This window comes from Mucilaginibacter sp. 22184, from assembly GCF_052045695.1.
Taxonomy (GTDB): Bacteria; Bacteroidota; Bacteroidia; order Sphingobacteriales; family Sphingobacteriaceae; genus Mucilaginibacter.
Map to the genome: position 1 here is coordinate 41,062 of NZ_JBQEPI010000015.1, position 21,449 is coordinate 62,510.

Annotated in this window: 15 protein-coding genes; 5 read left to right on the forward strand and 10 right to left on the reverse strand. The window is 45.5% G+C overall.

Features of this window, described 5'->3' with window-relative positions:
* Window positions 1-170 precede the first annotated feature (170 nt).
* The 9 genes from ACTJKG_RS26150 to ACTJKG_RS26190 form a co-directional block, all read right to left on the reverse strand.
* Window positions 171-3,227, reverse strand: coding sequence for an efflux RND transporter permease subunit (locus ACTJKG_RS26150; protein ID WP_440740833.1), 3,057 nt, complete (start codon window positions 3,225-3,227; stop codon window positions 171-173).
* Window positions 3,224-4,168, reverse strand: a complete 945-nt coding sequence (locus ACTJKG_RS26155) for an HlyD family efflux transporter periplasmic adaptor subunit (RefSeq protein ID WP_440740834.1) — start codon at window positions 4,166-4,168, stop codon at window positions 3,224-3,226. The genes ACTJKG_RS26150 and ACTJKG_RS26155 overlap by 4 nt, the downstream gene beginning before the upstream one ends.
* Before the next feature lies 1 nt (window position 4,169).
* Window positions 4,170-5,369 (reverse strand): TolC family protein, encoded by a 1,200-nt coding sequence (locus ACTJKG_RS26160; protein ID WP_440740835.1) that lies wholly within the window; start codon window positions 5,367-5,369, stop codon window positions 4,170-4,172.
* A gap of 181 nt (window positions 5,370-5,550) precedes the next feature.
* Window positions 5,551-6,810 (reverse strand): sensor histidine kinase, encoded by a 1,260-nt coding sequence (locus ACTJKG_RS26165; RefSeq protein WP_440740836.1) that lies wholly within the window; start codon window positions 6,808-6,810, stop codon window positions 5,551-5,553.
* Window positions 6,807-7,484, reverse strand: coding sequence for a response regulator transcription factor (locus tag ACTJKG_RS26170; RefSeq protein ID WP_172338290.1), 678 nt, complete (start codon window positions 7,482-7,484; stop codon window positions 6,807-6,809). The genes ACTJKG_RS26165 and ACTJKG_RS26170 overlap by 4 nt, the downstream gene beginning before the upstream one ends.
* A gap of 105 nt (window positions 7,485-7,589) precedes the next feature.
* Window positions 7,590-8,594, reverse strand: a complete 1,005-nt coding sequence (locus tag ACTJKG_RS26175) for a YncE family protein (RefSeq protein ID WP_440740837.1) — start codon at window positions 8,592-8,594, stop codon at window positions 7,590-7,592.
* Window positions 8,595-9,083: 489 nt separating this feature from the next.
* On the reverse strand, window positions 9,084-9,836 hold the full coding sequence (locus ACTJKG_RS26180; protein ID WP_440740838.1) for an MBL fold metallo-hydrolase: 753 nt from the start codon (window positions 9,834-9,836) through the stop codon (window positions 9,084-9,086).
* A gap of 353 nt (window positions 9,837-10,189) precedes the next feature.
* Window positions 10,190-12,622 (reverse strand): TonB-dependent receptor domain-containing protein, encoded by a 2,433-nt coding sequence (locus ACTJKG_RS26185; protein WP_440740839.1) that lies wholly within the window; start codon window positions 12,620-12,622, stop codon window positions 10,190-10,192.
* 122 nt (window positions 12,623-12,744) lie between these two features.
* The gene (locus tag ACTJKG_RS26190; protein ID WP_440740840.1) at window positions 12,745-13,092 is read right to left on the reverse strand and encodes a hypothetical protein; all 348 of its coding nucleotides are present in this window, start codon (window positions 13,090-13,092) and stop codon (window positions 12,745-12,747) included.
* 114 nt (window positions 13,093-13,206) lie between these two features.
* Here ACTJKG_RS26190 and ACTJKG_RS26195 point away from each other — a divergent pair, with 114 nt between their 5' ends.
* Together ACTJKG_RS26195 and ACTJKG_RS26200 are read left to right on the forward strand one after the other, a co-directional pair.
* A complete protein-coding gene (locus tag ACTJKG_RS26195; RefSeq protein WP_440740841.1) occupies window positions 13,207-13,755 on the forward strand; it encodes an RNA polymerase sigma factor in 549 nt (182 codons plus the stop codon).
* A gap of 3 nt (window positions 13,756-13,758) precedes the next feature.
* Entirely contained in the window at window positions 13,759-14,169 is a 411-nt protein-coding gene (locus ACTJKG_RS26200; protein WP_440740842.1) for a hypothetical protein, read from the forward strand.
* 254 nt (window positions 14,170-14,423) lie between these two features.
* On the opposite strand, the gene ACTJKG_RS26205 is transcribed toward ACTJKG_RS26200, so the two are convergent.
* Entirely contained in the window at window positions 14,424-15,005 is a 582-nt protein-coding gene (locus ACTJKG_RS26205) for an RNA polymerase sigma factor (RefSeq protein ID WP_440740843.1), read from the reverse strand.
* A 139-nt stretch (window positions 15,006-15,144) separates the two neighbouring features.
* On the opposite strand from ACTJKG_RS26205, the gene ACTJKG_RS26210 reads away from it, so the two are divergent.
* The 3 genes from ACTJKG_RS26210 (at window position 15,145) to ACTJKG_RS26220 (ending at window position 21,376) form a co-directional block, all read left to right on the forward strand.
* Window positions 15,145-16,305, forward strand: a complete 1,161-nt coding sequence (locus tag ACTJKG_RS26210; RefSeq protein WP_440740844.1) for a FecR domain-containing protein — start codon at window positions 15,145-15,147, stop codon at window positions 16,303-16,305.
* A 204-nt stretch (window positions 16,306-16,509) separates the two neighbouring features.
* Window positions 16,510-19,845, forward strand: a complete 3,336-nt coding sequence (locus ACTJKG_RS26215) for a TonB-dependent receptor (protein WP_440740845.1) — start codon at window positions 16,510-16,512, stop codon at window positions 19,843-19,845.
* Between the two features lie 10 nt (window positions 19,846-19,855).
* Window positions 19,856-21,376 carry a RagB/SusD family nutrient uptake outer membrane protein gene (locus tag ACTJKG_RS26220; protein WP_172338280.1) on the forward strand — a complete coding sequence of 507 codons (1,521 nt, stop codon included), beginning with the start codon at window positions 19,856-19,858 and terminating at the stop codon, window positions 21,374-21,376.
* The last annotated feature ends 73 nt before the right edge of the window (window positions 21,377-21,449 follow it).

Genomic DNA, 21,449 nt, shown 5'->3' on the forward strand with positions numbered 1-21,449 from the left:
ACTGCTATTTCTCTACGCGTCATTGCGGGCGATAGCGTGGCAATCCCTAACTACACAGAGTGGCTCTGCACATTGGGGATTGCCACGTCGTTCCTCCTCGCAATGACGCGTGTATTAACAGCGTAGATCGGGTGAGTTAATTCTGCGACCCGGCTTTAATTACGCTCAAGCTACGTAGTTACCGGCCTATGCACAAATGTATGATTACGATAAAGCAACCATAACATACTGGGCAGTACGATTAACAACAAAGGCAATGCTGCCAGAAATCCACCGATAACCGCGATAGCCAATGGCTGATGAAGTTGCGCGCCGGCACCGATGCCCAATGCCAATGGCAACAAGGCAATAATGGCCCCAAGTGCGGTCATTAATTTGGGCCTTAAACGGGTAGAGATAGAATAGATAATAGCCTCGTTGATATTTTTATGCCGGGTACTTTCCCTGAACTGCCAGAAAGTAAATATGGCATTTTCGCCGATGATACCCACAATCATGATGAGGCCGGTATAGCTACCCACGTTCAATGGCGTTTGCGTTAACCATAAGGCCAGGAAACTACCGCCGATACCCAATACCGCCACTACCAGGATGAGCAGCGCGATGCGGAACTGTTTAAACAGGAAAAGGATCACACCAAAAACCAACAGGCTTGAAGTAATCAGGATGATCAACAGCTCCTTGAATGATTGTTGCTGCTCGGCATAAGCACCCCCATATTCCACATGGTATCCGGTGGGCAGATTGATGGCGCTGATATTTTTTTTGATGGCCGGCATAACCGAACCAAGATCTACATTATCCAGCCGGGCACTGATAACACCCATGGCCTGCAGGTTTTCGCGTTGTACCTCCGCGTCGCCCGTTCTTAATTCCACATTGGCCAGCTGACTGATAGGCAATGGTTTGCCATTGGGTAAAAACACGGTTAGTTTTTTAAGGCTGGCCACATCTAAAGAGCGATTACCGGGATAAACCATGCGGATGGGTGATTGTTGTTCTTTCTCAAACAAACTACCTATCACATTACCCTGTAATGCGGATTGTACCTGCGTTTGCAGATTGGCCGGCGTCAAATTGTACTGCGCCAGCATGGTATAATCGGGTATAATGTTTACCGATGGCCCGGCAACCACAATGCCATCAAATACATCGGCTGTGCCTTTTACATTGGTTACAGCGGCGGCTATTTGTTTGGATAGCTGTTGCAGTTTAACCTGGTCGTCGCCAAAAACTTTGATCTCGATGGGCTGGGTAGATGTCATCAGGTCGCCTAACATATCACCAATCACCTGTCCAAAATCTACCCTTAGGGCAGGCTGGGTCGATTCGATCTTCTGGCGCAGATCACTGATCACTTCTTCGGTAGTTTTATCGTGACCTTTTTTAAGCTGTATCAGGTAATCGCCGGTGTTGGGCTCGGTTATAAAGAAACCCATTTGTGTACCCGTTCTGCGTGAATAGGCAGCCACTTCGGGTTCTTTGATGATGATCTTCTCGATGTCGCGCAACATTCGGTCGGTTTCCTCAAGCGATGTTCCTGGCGGCGAAGTGTAATCCAGTACAATGCTGCCCTCATCCATGTCTGGTAAAAAGCCCGTTTTTAAGCCGGCAGGAATAAAAATAATGACGGCAGCAAGCGCCAGCATCATAATGATGCTTAAATAAGGACGGAGAATGAAAAACGATACCCAGCGCTGCTGTTTTACCCCATGCGCTTCTTTTACCTGTACACTGTTGGTTTGGTGGTTGCGGGTAAGCAACAGGTATATGACTGGTAAGCCTATCCAGGTTACAAAAAAGGAGCAAACCAAGGTGATGATCATCGTGTCGGTCATTACCTTAAAATAGGCACCGGCAACACCACTCATCATGATGAACGGAATAAAAATAACGATGGTACTGATGGACGAACCAACCATGGCCGGGAAAAGATAATCAACCGCCCGTTGTAGTAGGGTAAGGGTTGGCTCTTCCGGATGTTCCTCATGCGTGCGGTGGATCTGCTCTACAACCACAATGGCATCGTCAATGATCAAACCTATGGCTGCTGCTATGGCGCCCAGCGTCATGATATTAAAGGTATAACCCAAGGCGTACAGAACAATCAGGGTGAGGCAAAGCGTAACCGGGATGGTGATCAGAATAGTGGCGCTGGCTTTTATCGACCATAAAAAAATAATAGCTACAATAATAGCGAGCGCCAGCCCCACCCATAAACTGTCGCCTACGCTTTTTACAGAGGCATTTACAAAATCGGCTTGAACATAGTATGGTTTGATGGTAACGCCGGCCGGAAGGATCTTCTGCAGATCGGCAACCTTTTGGGTCATGGCATCAGAGAGGTCGATCAAATTAGCATTGGGCTGTTTGATCACTGCGATCAGAACACCCTCATGACCATTGGCGTTTACATTGGTATACTCAATACCGGGATTGATCTGTATGCTGCCGATATCTTTAAGCTGAATTACCCGTTTCCGGTTATTGCTGATCACCATGTTTTCCAGTTGTTTGCTGGTATTTACGGATGCGTCGGTCACGGTTAGATACAGCATTTTATAATCCGACAGATAGCCTTCTGATTTAATAAAACCTGTTTGCGCCATCGTATTGGTTATGATGTCTGGCGTAAGGCCCAATGAGCTCATCTTTTGGGCGTTCAGCACCAGCCAATATTCTTTGGTTTTACCGCCGATAACCCTGATCTCGGACACGCCATCCACTTGCGACAGAAATGGTTTTACCGTATAGGTGGCCAGCTGTTTTAACTCAATGGGCGATTTACTATGGCTCTCCAGCGTATACCCGCTTACCGGCAGGATAGAGGGATTCATTTTCTCGACGCTGATATTCACATCCGGCGGGAGGTCATTCTTGATCTGATCTATACGCGATTGGATCTGTTGCTGACTCAGGTCGATATCCGCATTCCAGTTCATGAAGGCTGATATTTCGCAGCTTCCGCGGCTGGTAGTGCTCCGTACATATTGCAGATTAGGCACCTGCTTTACGGCGTTTTCCAGTGGTTTAGTCACCGTGATCATCATTTTGTTTACCGGCTGCAAACCGGCATCGGCTATGATCTTGATCTTAGGAAAAGTGATTTCCGGGAACAAGGAAGTTTGTAAGCGCGAATAGGCAAAACCGCCACCCAGCAATATGATGAACAACATCAAACTGATAGGTTTTTTATGCGTGATGAAAAAGTTATTCAGGTTTTTCATGGCTTCACAATTTTCACTTTGGCAGTATCAGCCAATCCATAATTACCGGTAACCACAATTTTATCCGCCGGGCCAAACTTTGGCGAAAGTATCTCTACCTGGGTGCCTGTTTCAATTCCCTTTTGTACTGCCACTTTGATGGCGGTGGTATCATTAATGAGTTTCATCACCCAGAAATCGGTTTGTGTTTCATTAGCTAACACAGCCGATTTGGGTAGCGAGGGTACATTACTTTTTGCCGATTTAATGATATGCGCCCGGGCCACCAGGTTTTCGGGGATAGGATCGGCGCTGTTTACCCTGATCACCACACCCTGTGTTTGCGACAAGGTATCAACCGAAGGTAAAACTGAGGCTACACGACCGTTGAGCGTGTGTCCACCGGGTAAAGTAAGTGTAATATCCTGGTTGTTGTGCAGTGTGCTTTGAAGTTCGTAAGGCAGCTGCATCACAAAGGCAAAACTTTCTTTATCACTTATGGCGGCCAATTGTTCACCATCTTGTACATAGTCGCCAACCTGGTGCAGCAGTTGAGTTATGTAGCCGCTGCTTGATGCTTTGATCCGATTTACGCCCGAAAACTTAAAGGTCGTATCCAGCACATTGATGGTATTGCCAATGCTTTGCGCCTCTTTGGTTTTTATAGTGAACAGCAATTGGCCCGCGCTTACATATTGCCCGGGCTTTACATATACGCGTTGTATATAGCCTATGGCGTTGGCTTTTACATAGCTCTTCTGCATGAACGATGAAGTGGCGTTGAGCGTGATAGAATCGGCCATGGTGCCATTACTGATGGAAGTTACCGTAACCGGTGTTTGTGATTGTACAGGGGCATCGTCTGCGGCAGCGGTATCATGGTTACATGCCGATATGGTTAATATCAGGCACGCGCACGCGAAGGTTAAAAATTTAAAATATGGCGATGATAAAGTCTTCATATTATCGGTTCCAGTAGTTGAGTTGGTTAATGAGCAGCAATCTGCTGATGGTATTTTGCGTTAGCAGGTTACGGATGCTGAGATAATTATTGATAGCCAGTATCAGATCAGCCATCCGCAGATCGCCGGTTTGTAACAGTTGAGTATCTACTTTGATTAAAGTTTCGGAGTATTTGAACTGGTTGTTGATATCTGCTATCAGCGTATCATAGCCATCTATCTGCTGGTTCAGCTGGATGATCTGCTGACTATATTGCTGGGCAAAAAAGCTCTTATAGTTTTTGCGGGATTCTTCTTCCAGCGATAGTTTTTTGTATGATAGCTTACGCTGACCGCCATCGTAAATAGGTACAGTAAGGCTAAAGCCAATACTGGTACCAAAATGTTTATAATAAAGGGCGGTCAGATCGGAGTTATAACCACCATCGGCAAAGGCTTTTACCTGGGGTTTGTAGGTGTAATCGATGAGTTTGCGGGTATTGAGCAGCCGTAAGCTGTCAAGTGCGTATTGCCTGAAAAATATGCTGTTGGTTTTGTCGGCATTGATCGCTCTTTGCAGTGCCGGTTTTTGTAGTTCAGCAACGGTAGTATCTGTAATACCGGTAAGGTAATTCAGCGTCGCAAAATCTGTTTTATACTGTAGCGTGGCCTGCGAAAGTTGTAATTGTGCCTGTTTTAAAGTAACCAGGAAGGTGAGGTAATCACTTTGATGGTACACATTATTCCGGGTGAGTTTTTTGAGCAAGTCTTCTTCACCGCTCAACAGGGTTACCACTTCTTTATTAAACTTTACCTGTTGCAAACTCCCATAAGCGGCTATATATTGCGCGGCAATGGTACGGCGCAGATCCTGCTCAGAGAGTTTAATATTATTGCGCAAAGAATCGCGCTGAAGGCCGATACCAGCATATTGCGCCTTCAGATAACCATTGCTGATGAAGGATTTATTGACAGATAATAAAGCATCAAGCGTTTGCCCATTGGTAATGGCCTGCGAATAGCCATAGCCACGAATAACCGGGGCATACAGACCCGCGCTTCCCGCGCTTACCTGGGGTTTTAAGCCGGCCTTTATCCGGACGCTATCCAGTTGTGCCGATAATATCTGGTTGTTGAGGTCCTTTAACAGCGGGCTATTCTTTACGGCTACCTGTAAGTAGTCGTCCAGTGTTTTTTGCTGCGCGAAGCAAAAAGAACTCATCAGTAAACATAGAAGTGATACGAGCAGATGTTTCATAAGTTACAATGGGCCCATACCGGTTACGCAGATGGGGTTAGGCTTAGCGACCGATAGTCTAAATCTAAGCTTTATAATTAATCTTTAAAAGTTTCAATACAATTCCATTTTTTGGATGTTACTAAGCTAAATATCAATTCTGGAATTATTCTGTAACGGCAAAGCTTATGGTAAAATGGTGGGTATTTTGGCTAAACTGGTATTGCAGATTGAACCCATAATTATTGCAGATCTGCCGGCAAATGGTAAGACCAAGCCCGATGCCCTCAGAAGCCGAAGATTTTTGGAACCGTTTAAAGACACGCTCAATATCAATCTCTCCATCTTTCCCGCTATTGCTGATCTGTAACTGTTGCTGATCGAGCGAGACAGTGATTGAGCCGCCTGGCAGGTTATGCCTGATGGCATTACTGATCAGGTTGTTTATCAATACTTCCATTAACAGCGGACTGGCCTGTACTTCACAGTCGTCAAGCTGGGTTGTTAGTTTGATATTCAGGCTGCCAAGCAATTCTTCATATTGCCAAAAACTCGTGCTCAGTAACTCTTTCAGATTAATGTTTTGCTGGTCATGTATCAGGCCATTCTCAATTTTGGTGAGTAACAGCATGGATTTGTTAAGCCGGGTTAAGCGGGCTACCGTATTATAGATATCATTAAGCAACTGGCTTTGCGAATCGGAGAATTGCCCGGTTTGTACCAGCGTATCCAGTTTGGAATTGATGACGGATATGGGCGTCATCAGCTCATGAGCGGCATTTTCTGTAAATGCTTTCAGGTTAAGATAATCATCCTTGGCTTTGGTGGCCATGATGCCTACTGCTTGGTCAAGTTCTGTAAATTCATCAATAGTTGAGGGTACGGAGGCAACGGCCTTATCCTCGGCCAGGTTAAATACTTTAAGCTGATTAAGTATGGTATAAAAAGGCTGCCAAATGCGTCGTAATATCAATCGGTTTGATAAAAACAGTGCTATCACCAAAACAACAATAAGTATAATGGTGATCAGGAAAACATCACCTATCAGATCCTCGGTTTCTACTGTTGATTGTATTACGGTGATCTTGTATAGCTGCGAACCCACGGTTACCGATGTGATAATGGCACGGGCCGGCTCCATGTCCTGATCTTTGGTATCACGATAGGAGGTATCAATAAATTTTCTTTGAACCGGACCGTTAGCGGGTGTAAAGATGATCTCCTGGTGGTTGGTCCTGAACACCTGCGGCAAGTGATGGTTAAGCTGAACGTAATCAAATACCTCACGCTCTTCTACCAGTAAAGCTTTATCAACCTGGTGGGTAAGTATGGCATGGATAGTGAAGTAATAGATAACACCCGTAACCAGCATAATAATTACGGTTACGCTGATGTTGATGCGGTTATATTTGTCAAGCAGCTTCATGCATCGGTAAACTTGTAGCCCATGCCGTAGGCGGCCTGGATATAATCCTTACCACCTGCCTCCACCATTTTTTTGCGGATGTTTTTGATGTGCGAATAAATAAAATCAAAGTTGTCGGCAATGTCTATGCTGTCGCCCCAAAGATGTTCGGCAATGGCGCTTTTTGAAACCACCTTGCCTTTATTGGCTATAAAATATAAGAGTAAGCTATACTCCTTGCGGGTAAATTTAACCGCTGTTTGGTTGATCTTTACTTCTTTGGCCGTTAGGTCGATAAAGATCTCATTGAGTGTAAGGATATTGTTGCCATTAAATGCTTTACGCCGGACAATAGCCGCAACCCGCGCCCTCAATTCCGAAAGGTGGAAAGGTTTGGTGAGATAATCATCGGCGCCCAGATCAAGCCCGGTTAGGCGGTCGTCTAATGAGTTTTTGGCCGAAATGATCAAAACGCCATCGGCCTGTTGTCCGGCTTTCAGGTGTTTTAATATATCCAGACCACTACCATTGGGCAGGGTGATATCCAGCACAATACAGTCATACCGGTACAAATTAACCTTGGACATGGCCGAAGAAAAATCATGCGCAGTTTCGCAGATATTTCCCTCTTCGGTAAAGTACGCTTCGATACTATCCCGCAGGCCTGCCTCATCTTCTATGATCAATAATTTCAAGCTTTTTTTTTAAAAATACGAATAATTTGGGTTCGGGGATCGAGGGCCGGGGTTCGTTTTTTAAGGTTAGAGCCTCGAGCCACGTCTCTCGAGCCTTGAACCTGTTTATTTTAGTTTATAAACCAGTACTTTAAAAGTGTTAGGCAAAGCGGTTCGTGTCCCCTTTACAAACTCGGCCACGCTTAAATAAATTTTGTGCGTTTTAGGGTCAAGGGCCATGGTTTTAGCACGATAGGCAGTTTGCAAGGTCTGGATCACTTTATACTCATCGGCCGATTGCTGTTTGATGATGGTAGTTACCCCATCACCGCAGGAGCAGAAGATGAGCTTGGTTTCCGGGTCATAAATAACGGCGTCAACGCCAGCGCCTATAGGAAGGGTAGTCACCACTTTGCCGGTATTGATATTCACTACGCTTACCCCTTTATTTTCGCGGCAAACGGTAAATATCCGCTGATTTACAGTATCTAAAGCTAAACCGGTTGGCCCGCCACATGGCGCAAGCGGATAGTTTTTGATCACTTTGAGGGTTTTACTGTCGATGATATTTAAACTGCTTTTATCTTCCAGGTTATTGTAAATTTTGCCTTTACCATCGGCTACGGCAAACTCAGGTGCGCCGCCTAAGGCAACTGTACCAACCTGTTTTAAAGTATTAGCATCAACTACGGACGAATTATTGCTTTCGCCATTAAAGCTGAAAACACGGTCGGCAAAGGGATCGTACATAATGGCATCGGGGCCGTTGGCGTCTGTGAGGGGTATGGTAGCTATAACCTTCAGCGTTTTGAGGTCAAATGCCACCACGGCGTTGGCTTTGCCATCGCTGATAAAGCCGCGGTTGGCTTTATTGTCGATAGCAATACCGTGTACACCTTTCATATCGCCGATAAGACCTGCCGGTTTTTCGGTTTTCAGATCGATCACGTTCACAGCCGTACCATGCGACACATATAAACGGTTATTAACCTTATCTATCGACAGGTAATCATAGCCACCATCGCCAGGCAGGGGGATAGTTTTATCCAGCTCATAGGTTTGCGCATGCAGTAGTTGCGGGAGCAGGCCAATGGACACCATCAAAGCCAGAGCCGATACAAATTTTTTCATGGGTTCTTTTTTTTGATTTAAAGTTCAACCTTGATTCTGTAGAAAACTTGTAAAAACCAGAGTCGGTCCTGCGCGCTGTTCAAAAAACTTTTTAAACCTTAAATTTTAACAATTCTTAACCAAAAATGGGGTGAAAACGCTTGCTTTTTGGCCGCTTTAACTAAATTTTAACGCCATTTTAACACTTTTTAACAAATTTTAAACAGGATTTATATGATTTAAAAAGATTTACATGATTGGCTGTAAGTGAGCTAGATATCAAACGGTCGGTTTGTGGTCTTGTTGTTCCCTTAACCAAACAGCCCGGATGTCTGCTGAATGACATCCGGGCTGCTGATTGATATAAATATACGAAAAATTGGGGAGATTACCCAGCTCAACTTTGTTATTATCCCCTCTTTCCGCCGCAGGCGAAGAGAGGGGTGGCAAGCGCAGCGATGTCGGGGTGAGTCGTCTGCGCCAGAAATCTTTAGAGGGGTATAACCAACTTTACGTTAGCTGCGTTCTCTCACCTAGCGTTAAAATCCGGAGCCTGTCTGCTATACCCAGGGCGGTGAATGATTGTTGAAGTACCTCGCCGCCTTCGGTGTAATGCGACCAGCCTTCAAAGTGTACCGGGATAATGGTGGCGTTCGGGAAAACCGAGGCGGTGTCAATAGCATCGTTGCTGCCCATGGTTACGTTGAAAGGGCCGCGGGGTTTGGCAGCACCTGCGAAAATGAAAACGTATTGGGGATTGTACCTGGAGGCTATTTCTGTGATTCCTTCATAAAAAACGGTGTCGCCGGTGATATAGATCTGCAGTTCGGGGCTCTCTACAATAAAGCCGGTCACGTCTCCCGTTAGTTTTTCGCTGCCTGCTGGTCCGTGCCTTGCCGGTGTGCCGGTTATGGTAACCTGATCATTTAAGCGGATGGTTTCCCATGGCGCCAGCCCGGTAGCATCCGGCCCAAGCCGCTCTGCGCCAATGGTTGTTGTGAATGTATTTCCAACGGCTTCCAATAACCGCCTACCTGCATGATCCAGGTTATCGCCATGCTGATCATGACTGAGAAGCACCGCATCTATATGCCCAACCTCCGTAGTGGCCGGCCCCGAAGTTTTCCAGTAGCCTGGTTTATCGCCGAGCATAAATGTTTCGCCGGCGGGATCAAGCGTTGGGTCGGTTATCAATCTTAATCCACCTATTTCCAGGATAATGGTGGGCCCGCCCAGGTAGGTTACATTAACTATATCTTTCATGTTTTATAAATAAATTTAATTTCTGTGTTGCGATCTCGGGTGTTGGAAAGAAAAAGAGCGGGAGGTAAAAATCAAACGCGTGGTATCGACTCACCCCGACATCGCTGCGCTCGTCACACCTCTCTCCGCCCCGAGCATAGAGGGTCTTTCATTTTCCCTTATTCTTTTCTCTACCCTCTTTCCGCCGCAGGCGAAGAGAGGGTGGTCCAGCGAAGCGTAGACCGGGTGAGTCTGCTCTGCGTCGTGCTATTTTGTCTGTCATCTCATGGACTATATGCTCTTTCCAACATCTGTGATCGCAACACAAATCTATCAAACAGCAACCGGGAAACTGTGTGAGGCATGTCACAATACTAATTAGCCACATCATTATTCTCAATAGATCTCCTGCTTTTATTAACGCCATCGTTAAGGCCGCCAAATTTATAATTGAGGCTGATGCCGAATGAGCGGTAATAATCGCGGGAGGTATATAACTGGTTAAAATCAGGCCCGAAGGTGTGGGTGATATTGTTCCTGTAACCCCTGAATGGATTATTCACCCGGCCGGCAAGGCCCAGTTTGTTTTTGATGAGTTCCTTATTTACACTCAAAGAAGTACTTACAAATCCGTTTGAATAGCCTTGCAAGCCAGTAGGATTGCGGCTAACCACATTCAGGTCGACGTTTGCTGCCCATCCTTTATTGAAACGGAAACCATTTGAAAGGGAGAAGGAATACATCAGTCTGTCGTTACGTACTATACTGCCATCCGCGGTTCCCTGCAACCACAGGTACATCAGGTTACCGTTCAGGCTTACATTGTACAGCTTACTAACGGGGTAGGCAAGGGACAGGTTGCCGCCAAAGCTGCTTGCTTTGCCTGTATTAGCATAACTGGTGCGTGTAATTTGTGTGGTGGGGTCAAAGTCGGCCACCTGCAAGTCCAGGTTGTTCATGAAGGAATAATCCAACCCTATGTTTAATGACAGTTTTTTGCCGCTGCTGTAACCTGCCTGCACATCATTCAGCAATACGGGGCGCAGGTTGGGGTTTCCGGTTGATTCAAAATTAGGATTGGAGCGGTCGATATAAGGGTTAAGCCTGTTGATACCCGGCCTGCGGATGCGTTGCGAAAATCCAAAGGTAAGCGCGGTTTGATCGCTGAAATTTTTACTTATGGCGATGGATGGCAGCACGTTGAAATAATTTTGTTTGGCAACCGTGGAGGTACTGATAAAATCGGCCCTGATCACGGTTTCTTCTACCCGGAACCCGGCGTTGATGTTCCAGCTTTTTAAATTAACCTGGTACGAATTGTAGGCGCTGAATACATTTTGATTGTTGGTGTATTGGTTTGATAGTGCCGCATCTTCATCAAACTGCCCTGTGGCACTGTTAAAACTATTGTAGCCAAAATTGCTGTTACTGGCACGCAGGATGCCTTTTACACCCGCCTCAATATTTACCTGTTTAACCGGGGTTACAAAATCAACCTGTAAGGTATGTTCATTGAATTTTTGCCTGTCGGTTTGAGTATAATCCGGTGTGTTAAAATTTACCGGGTTGGTGATGGTTACGTCCCCATCGCGGTTATTGCGGTTACCGGAATACTGGTAAGAGAAAGTCAGTAGCCTGTTTTTAATCCTTTTAAAACCAACCTGGTAATTAAGGGCGGCATCCCAGCCATAACCTGTTCCTTTATTATTATTCAGCAGGTCGTAAGCCTCGTTTATCCCGGAGGCTCCGTTCAGGCCGGATACCTGGGTCATATGACTACTTGTACGACTACCATTGAGGTTAAACTGTCCCGAGATGAGGTGAAGCGAATCGATCTCATAGCTCATTTCGGTACCAAAGTAAGCTGTTTTATTGTTCAACCGGCGATCTCCGGTTTGCAGCAGGCTGGTTTGGGTTGTGCCGAATGTTTCCCTGTTGTTGATAAAAGTAGTTGTAGGATTGTTAGCGATGCTTGCGCCGCCAAAAGCAGCTATCACAAACTTGCCGCTTTTAGCCGTGAAAGATCCCCCCGCGCCAGGGCCGCCAACAGGGAAGCTTTCATTGGCGTTTAGTGATCCGCTGTATCCGTTATTTAGTTTTTTTACGGTAATAATATTGATGATGCCCGCCAGGCCTTCGCCATCATATTTTGATGGCGGTATGGTCATCACCTCTATTCTTTCAATAGTGGATGCAGGCATGCTTTTCAATATGGCGTTTAAATTGTTTTCGATACTGGGCGATGGCTTTCCGTTGATAAGAACTTTAAAGCTGGAATTACCTTTTAACAGGATGTTATCCTGACCATCCAGGGTAATGTAGGGGATCTTGTGCATCATCCCCAAAACATTGTTGGATTTGCTTTCCGGGTCGGCCTGCAGATCGTAAATGATCCGGTCGGCTTTTTGTTTAATAATGGGCCTGGTACCGGTTATAGCAACTTCTTTTAAACTGTTCACCTGTTGTTTCAGACCGATGGACCCCAGGTCTGTATCTTTTTGCAGATCAAGCAGCAATGTTTTGGGCGTGTAACTTATGGCTACCATTACCACATGATAAGCCGCGGGTGGCAGCGTTGAAAAAGCAAATGAGCCATCCTCCCTGGTAACACCGGCCCTGATGGTTTGACCTTTTTCGTCGTTTAGTTTTACCGTTACAAAAGCCAGTTTATGGTGTGTGGTCGAATCGGACAGGGTTCCTTTTAATATCAATTTGCCACTGTTGGTTTGGGCCAGGATGCTGCCGGTTTGCATGATCAGGAAAGCAAGCGATAAAATGATGCTAAAGGCATATGGTTTAGTTGTCATGGTGATTAAGATTTGGAGATGGAAAAATTTTGACAAAGCAATCCCCGTAAAGACCAGCAGCCTTTAAAATTTGCAGTATTTACCGGGAATGCTTTTTAGGGTGAGCTACCCTGATGATTGAATTAAAGCGGATGCTTATCGCGGTGATTGCGAATGAAAAGATAGTACAGGAAGAAACCCGCGGCTACAAACAGCATTTCAACCCCGTACGGAAGCGGTGAATCTTCGGCGCTGTAAGGGATAAACTGCATAACGATAAGCCCCAGGCCGGTAGTTGCCAGGATGATGGCCCATTTCATGGCTTCGGTGCCAAAGCCCGATAGCTGCTGTAAAAAATTAAGACCGATCTCATCCAAAGGGCCTGCATCAATAATACGTTTCTTTAAACGGTAGTTGTACAGGGCAAGTATGAATATGGCAATAAGGATAAAGAATATGATAACGACGATAAAGGGCATTAACTGTTTCATGATGTTTTAATTTAAATGATTTTGATACAGTAGTCTTTAAAAATAACAGAACGGTTGCAAATATTTTTCTTTAATTTTTGCAACCGTTAACTGGCCGATGCAGACTACTATAATATGTTTAATGAAGAGGAAGTTGTTTCCAGGATATTAAGGGGAGATTTCCACGCTTTTGAAGTATTGGTAAAACAATATGAGAAGCTGGTTTTCTTTGTAGTGAATCGCCTGGTGCAGCACCTGCAGGATAAGGAGGATATTTGCCAGGAAGTTTTTATTAAAGTACATCAAAGCCTCCCGAAATTCCGTTTTCAATCTAAGTTATCCACCTGGATTGCGCGGATAGCCTATTTAACCGCTGTTGACCATGTTAAAAAAAGCAAGGCAGCCCGGCAGGCCGATTATCCAGAGAACATAGATCATTATCATTTTAGTGAAGACAGCCCCGAGTCTGAACTGGTGAAAAAAGATACGGCGGCTTATGTTAACCTGCTGATTGCGCAAATGCCGCTGCAATACCGCACCGTTTTAACCTTATATCATTTAAACGAGTTTACCTGTCCCGAAATTGAACAGATCACCGGCATACCCGAAGGAACGGTTAAAAGCCACCTTTTTAGGGCGCGCAAATTATTGAAAGAAAAAGTTGAACACGATCTTAAAGATTAAATCATGAAAAAGCTGACCGATGAACAGATCCAAGCTATGCTGGATAGTGAATTAAAGCCATCCGGCGAAATGTTATCTGCTTCAGAAAAGCAGCAGATGGAAAGCTATCAGTCATTATTTCAAAAGCTGAATAAGGAGCCAGAACAGGGTTTATCCTTCAATTTTGCCTCAAAAGTTAGCCGTCAGCTCCAAATAAAACTGAAAAAACGGAGTGATATCCGCTTTAATTTACTGGCCTTATTAGGCCTCATAGCAGGGTTAGGTATAGTTTATGGTATTTTAACGATAGTGGATCTTAATTCCGGAAACCAATTTTTGCAGGCCATGCTTAAGTTTAAATGGCTGCTTATGCTGGGGACGTTGATACTGTTAGGTACTTTGATGTTTGATCAAAGGGTTGTTGAAAAGAATTAAGCGCTTGTATGCTGAAAAGAACTGGAAATTGGAGGCCTGACGCAATTTGGATCGTGTTCGGCATTTTGAATATGGGGTAGCCCAGTTGTTTTTGTACTATCCCTTCACGCGTCATTGCGAGCGCAGCGTGGCAATCCTCTACATACAGGGACACTGTGCATATCGGGGATTGCCACGTCGTTCCTCCTCGCAATGACGCGGAGGTAGAAAGATGCACCGATCGTGAGTATTCACAGCAAATACATCGGACAATTCTATTTAAAAATATACCACCATGCCATCATAACCGACGCGTGTTTTAAACAAACCCGCAGGTGTTTGAGTGCCATGGTGATCTGGTTTTCGACTGTGCGTTTGGAGATACCCAGCCGGCCGGCTATTTCCTGGTTGGAGAGATGGTCAATGCGGCTCATCTGGAAAATTTCCTGGCAGCGTTTGGGTAATTGCTCCAGGTATTGCCCCAATTCATGCAATAGCTCCTGGTCTTTGATGCGGCTTTCACCGGCATTATGATCCAATAGTTCGCTGATCTCCGCGTCGGTTATGGTTAAAACAACCGGCGATTTTACGGCCCGCATGCGGTTATAAACCTGGTAGCGGATGGCGGTCAATAAAAAATTGGGAAATGATTCGATCTCGAGCTCATGCCTCCTGTTCCAGATATTCAGGAACACATCATGCACCGCTTCTTCGCTGGCTTCGCGGTCTTTCAGGTACCGCAGCGCCGTTTTATACAACCGTATCCAGTACCGGTCAAAAAGTGCGGCAAATGCTTGTTCGTCATCATTACGGATGGCAAGCCACAGCTCAGAGTCATTAATCGGGGGATTGTGCATACAACTGGTTGGATAAAATTAGGAAAAGCCAGCCAAATAAATCCACAATTAACTGCCGGTTGAAAAAAAAATTAAAAATTAATGTGTGTGTCTATATAAAATTTACACTAACAAGGTATAAACCTGCTATTGTAGCCCAATGATAACCAAAGACGAATTCCTTGCTTTGTACGAAAAGTACATGAGCGGACAATGTACAGCCGACGAAAAAAAACTGCTGGATACATACCGCGATGAAATGACATTGGCTGATGAAGGCTGGGATGATGACCAGGTGAGGGAAGAAGATGTGCGTACCCGTATATGGCAGCGATTAAACGATAACCGCAAAGTAGTTCAATTGCCGCGGCGTAAGGTGGCCAGATACCGCTGGCTGCAGGTTGCCGCGGTTTTTGTGGCGGTGCTATTCGCGGGGGTATTTTTTATCCAGCGTAAAAAAAATCACGAAACTGGTACTGTAAAACTGACAAATAAAGTTCAGCCGCCTATATTACCCGGCGGCAATAAAGCCTATTTAACTTTGGCCAATGGCTCGCGCATTGTGCTTGATGATGCCAAAAACGGCAAGCTGGCAACCAGACCCGGGGTTACTGTAAGTAAAACCGGGAATGGTATGCTGGTATATCATTTTACCAATACAAACAACAATACGGCTGCAACGCCCGAGTTTAATACCATCACCACACCAAGGGGCGGGCAGTACCAGGTAGTACTGGAAGATGGTACCCGGGTTTGGCTCAACGCGGCTTCGTCCATTAAGTTTCCGCAGGCCTTTACCGGTGCAACCCGCGAAGTTGAACTAAGCGGCGAGGCTTATTTTGAGGTAGCCAAAAATAAGGCTAAACCATTTATTGTACAGGCCAATGGCACAAAGGTGCAGGTGTTTGGTACCCATTTTAATATCAACGCTTACGGCGATAACAATAATGTAACTACTACACTGCTGGAGGGTTCGGTGCAGATGAGCAGCGGCGCTTCGGCGGTAATGCTGGCGCCCGGGCAACAGGGCAATGCGGTTAACGGAGCTGCCATCAAAGTGAGCCCTGCCGATATACAGCAAACTATGGCCTGGAAAAACGGACTGTTTATATTCCATGATCTGAATATCACCGAAGTGATGAAACAAGTAGGCCGCTGGTATGATGTTGATGTGGAATACCGCGATGAAGAGGTGAAAAAGAATGAATTTGGTGGTACTATATCCAAGTACAAAAGTATAAATGAGTTGCTGGATGTGATGGTACTTACCCGTTCCATTCACTATAAGATAGAAGGAAGGAGGGTAATCATTATGAAGTAACTTTCCTTACCTATAATGTTTACCTGTTTATAACCAGGAGCGTTCGCAGCGCCCCTGGTATAAAGCTTTGAATAGCTGTCAGGTAGCAATTAATGATCATATTTCTCATAACCAATTATTTAACCTAACATTCAAATGTATAAAAAATCTGCTGCAATAAGATGCAGGGAATGGCCCTGCCTTAGATCTAAATTATTTCTGATTATGAAATTGTCGTTTTTTTTGTGCCTGGTTACCATACTGCAAGTGAGCGCAGCCACATCATTTGCACAAAAGATCAGCCTTGATAAAAATAACGCCTCCCTGGCAGAAACTCTGCAGGAAATTCACCTGCAAAGCGGCTTCAGTGTGTTTTATAATGCCAAACTGCTTAAAAAGGCGGTGCCGGTAAATGTGCACCTGCAAAACGCCGACCTGAGCGACGTGTTAAAGCAATGCTTCCAGAACCAGCCATTTAGCTATGTGGTGAATAACAACACCATCGTAGTTACTCCCAAGCCAGCCGTGGCCAAACCGGTACAGGTTATTACGATAACCGGCCAGGTGAAGGACGAAAAAGGTGTTGGCCTACCCGGTGTTACCGTAAAAGTGAAGGGTACAAATACAGGCGCGCAAACCGATATGAGCGGTTTTTATAAGATAGAGGTGAACGATAATAATGCCGTTCTGGTGTTCAGTTTTATCGGCTTTGTTTCGCAGGAGATAGCGGTGGGCAACCAAACCCGTATTGATGTGGCTTTAAAAGAGCAAACATCAGCTCTGAGCGAAATTGTGGTGGTAGGTTACGGTACCCAAAAGAAGGTGAACCTTACCGGTGCCGTATCATCTGTTACGGGCGAGACGCTTAACAAGCGCCCGGTAGTGAATCCGGCCTCTATGCTTCAGGGCCTGGCTCCCGGTGTAGCGATCAATGTTGGCTCGGGCGAACCTGGTAACGAGAGCGTATCTATCCGTATCCGGGGTAACAGCACTTTTAGCGGCGCGGGTTCCGATCCGTTGATCCTGATTGATGGTGTTCCGGGCAATTTCAGCGACATTAACCCAACCGATATCGACAATGTATCCGTACTGAAAGATGCGGCCTCGGCCTCCATATATGGTTCAAGAGCTGCCAATGGTGTGGTATTGATCACTACCAAACAAGGTAAATCGGGCCAGATGGCGGTTACCTATGATGGTAACGTAGGTTTTTACAGCCCTACCAAAATGTTTAAGCTGGTAACCAATTCAGCCCAATACATGGAACTGTTTAACCAGGCCCGCATCAACAGTGGTACAACAGATCCGGGTTCGCTTTATCCGCAGGATCAGATCGACCTGTACCGTAACAGTACCGACAGGCTGCACTACCCGAATACCGACTGGTTGAGCCTGATATTCAGAACAGCACCAACACAAAATCATAACCTTACCTTTACCGGTGGTAACGAGAAAACTACCTATAACGTGTCATTGGGTTATGTAAACCAGCAAGGCATTGAACGAGGGTTTGATTATAAACGTTACAATGCCCGTATCAACTTAACTTCAAAAATTAACGACCATATCAAGTTTGGTACCAATGTGTTGTTAAAATCGGGTACAAGAGATGCAGTAGCCGGTAACCCTTCGTCGCCAAGCCAGTGGGATGGTTCATCTATGGACCTTTTCCTTTCGGCCATGTCACAGGCGCCTACATATGGTCCGTACCTGACTGATGGCAGCGGGCGTTATACTTACAAAGCCTATGATTTTGAGTATAACAATAAAAACCCGATAGCCGTACTTGATCAGAACTACAAAAGAGTAACCAATGATTATGCTGTAAATGCACAGGGTTGGTTTGAAGTACAGTTTAATAAGGATTTTTCATGGTACACCAAGGGTGCGGTGAACTTTAATATGGATAAATACAAGGATTTTAAAGCCACCCTTGATGAATACAATTTCAGGACCAACCAACTGCAAACATCGCTTGACCTGGGCAAAGGTTTAACTGACCAGGACGAACAAACCGTTTATACCAATTTGTACAGTTATTTAAACTATGCGCATAATTTTCACGGGCATAACGTTAAGGCACAATTTGGTTACAGCGTTGAGCAAAGTAAATACCAGTACCTGCAAGGCTACCGTAAAAACTTTGCCGACATTGACCTGCAGGAACTGAACGCCGGCGGCTCAGACATTCAAAACGCTTACGGTACATCAAACCAATGGGCTTTGATGTCGTACTTCGGTCGTGTTGATTATGATTTTAAAGGCCGGTACCTGCTGGAGGGCAACATCCGTTATGACGGAAGCTCCAGGTTCTATGGCGCCAATAAATGGGGGGTGTTCCCTTCGTTCTCGGCGGGCTGGCGCGCTACCGAAGAGCCGTTTGTAAAAGCGCTCAACCTTACCTGGCTTGATAATTTTAAGCTAAGGGGGTCATGGGGCCAATTGGGTAACCAAAACGTGGGTAATTACCCCTACCAGGCATTGCTGAATTTTACCGGTAACTACTCTTTTGATAACTCCACCTTTACAACAGGCGTTGCTCAGCAAAACCTGAACAATCCGACCATTAAATGGGAAACCACTACCATGACCGATATTGGTTTGGATATAACCATTTTCAAAAATTTAAGCTTAACAGCCGATTGGTATAATAAAACCACATCAGATATTTTAAGGCAGGCGCAGGTTACCGCAGCCGTTGGCCTGGGAGCCCCTACTATTAATAATGGGGTGGTAAATAACCGCGGTATTGAGGTTGGCCTTTCTTATAACAACGTGATCAGAGATGGCGGCCTGAAGGGTTTTGCTTATAATGTAGGTGTTAATGTTGACCATAACCGCAATAAACTGGTACAGTTTGGTCAAACAGAAATTGGCGATTATACTATCAACCAAAACGGGCAGCCATGGAATTCATTCTATATGCTGCAGGTGATCGGTATATTCCAGTCGGCAGCAGAGGTGGCTAACTCACCAAAGCAGTTTTCAGATTCAACCCTGCCAGGCGATCTGAAATATAAGGATGTGAACGGCGACGGTAAAATTGACCAGAATGACAAAACCATTATTGGTGGTGTTTATCCAAAACTGAATTACTCCTTTAATATTGGTGCCAGCTTTAAAGGGTTTGATCTGTCGGCTATGGCGCAAGGGGTTTATGGTGTTAAATCATACGTATCCGGCTGGGGAACCATTCCGTTTGTGCAGGGTGCTTCGCCAACCACCGACTGGTTAAATGCCTGGACGCCGGAACATCCGTCAACCACTATGCCGCGTATTTATTTTGGGCAGAGTGCACCGGATAAGATCGGCAGGCGGTCAAGTTACTTCCTGCAGGATGCCTCCTATTTACGACTTAAAAACCTGGTATTCGGGTATACGCTACCGGCTCAGATCACCAAAAAGATCGGGATCAACAGGCTGAGGGTTTATTTTGCCGGTGATAATTTAATAACCATAACCAAGTTTAAGGGGCTTGATCCTGAGCGTTATGGCAGCGGCGACCAGGTGCAGTATCCGCAAAATAAAATATACTCCTTTGGTTTAAATGTTACTTTATAATTAGCCCCACATGAAAAATCGAATTATCATAACCACTATATTCATTACATCGCTGTTTTTAGGCGCATGTAAAAAAACGCTTGATCTGAACCCCGCGGATCAGATAGCCACATCAACCTTCTACAAATCAAAAGCCGATTTTGATGAGGCCCTTGCCGCTGTTTACGCTTCTTTGCAGCCCGAAGAATTTGCCGTAGGCATGGGTTTCAGGGATTGTTTTACCGATAACGGGTACAACCAGTTTAACTCCGGCAGCTCCAAAGATTTTGTTCAGGGTAACTTTAACCCCACTACAGGTGGGTACGAAACCGGCATTTATAACGATAGCTATGTAGGTATTGCACGGGTAAACCTGTTTTTACAAAACCTGGGTAACTACAAAGGCTCAGACATCTCTGATGCGCAAAGAAAAGTGTACGAAGGCGAGGTACGGTTTATCAGGGCTTTCTTCTATTTTCAGCTGTACAGTATTTATGGCGATGTGCCTCTGGTACTGCAGCCGCTTGATCTGAGCAATCAGAAACAGCCGAAAGTGCCTGCGGCCCAGGTATTGACCCAAATTACCGCAGATCTGGACTATAGCATCGCTAATTTGAACACCGCTGCCTATTACGCCAATGGCGGGCATGCGGCTGCATCATCGGCAAAAGCTTTAAAGGCACGGGTATTGTTATTTGCCGGTTTTGGTAATAATGGCACCCCTGATCCGGCTATGCTTGCACAGGTTAGGGACTTGTGCCTCGACCTGATGGGGCAGTATAAGCTGAGCACAAATTTTGAAGACATCTTTCGCGATGCTACACAAAAGAATAATACCGAGATCATCTTCTCGATCAACTTCCTGGCGCCAAATAATACAACACCATGGGATCTGTACTACGGCGATTATGATGCCTGTGCGCCATTGCAAAACATGGTGGATGCTTTTGAATGTACCGATGGCCTGCCATATGGCACATCGCCGCTAACCGATACCAAGAACCAGTTCAAAAATCGCGATCCAAGGCTGGCAAAAACGGTATATGCCGATTCGGTTTATTTCGGTCCGGGTAAGGTATACCACCCGTCAAACCTGCGCCCTACGGGTTATGGTACCATCAAATTCCTTGAGCCTAATAATATGCCTTATGGCTTCTCGACCCTGAGCCAGCAAGACGCCGTAATATTACGTTTAGGTGAGGTGATGCTGATGTATGCCGAGGCCCAGAATGAAGTTGCCGGTCCGGATGCTACGGTTTACAAAGCCATGGCTGATCTGCGCGCACGTGTAGGTATGCCTGCATATCCGGCAGGTTACAACAAAGATCAGATGCGCGAGCGGATCAGGCATGAGCGCCGCATTGAGCTGGCTTTTGAAGGTCTGCGTCATTATGATCTGTTAAGATGGCATATTGCCGGGCCGGTACTTAACGCGGTAAAAACCAGTCTCATCAATTATCATTTTGAAGATAAGTTTTACCACTGGCCGCTGCCGCAAACAGAAATTGACAAGAGCGGCGGGGTATTGATCCAAAATCCGGATTATAAATAATAACTATTAGCGGATAACAACCCGGCGGTAAGAATTTTACCGCCGGGTTTTTTTATAAAAAGACATCAAGAAT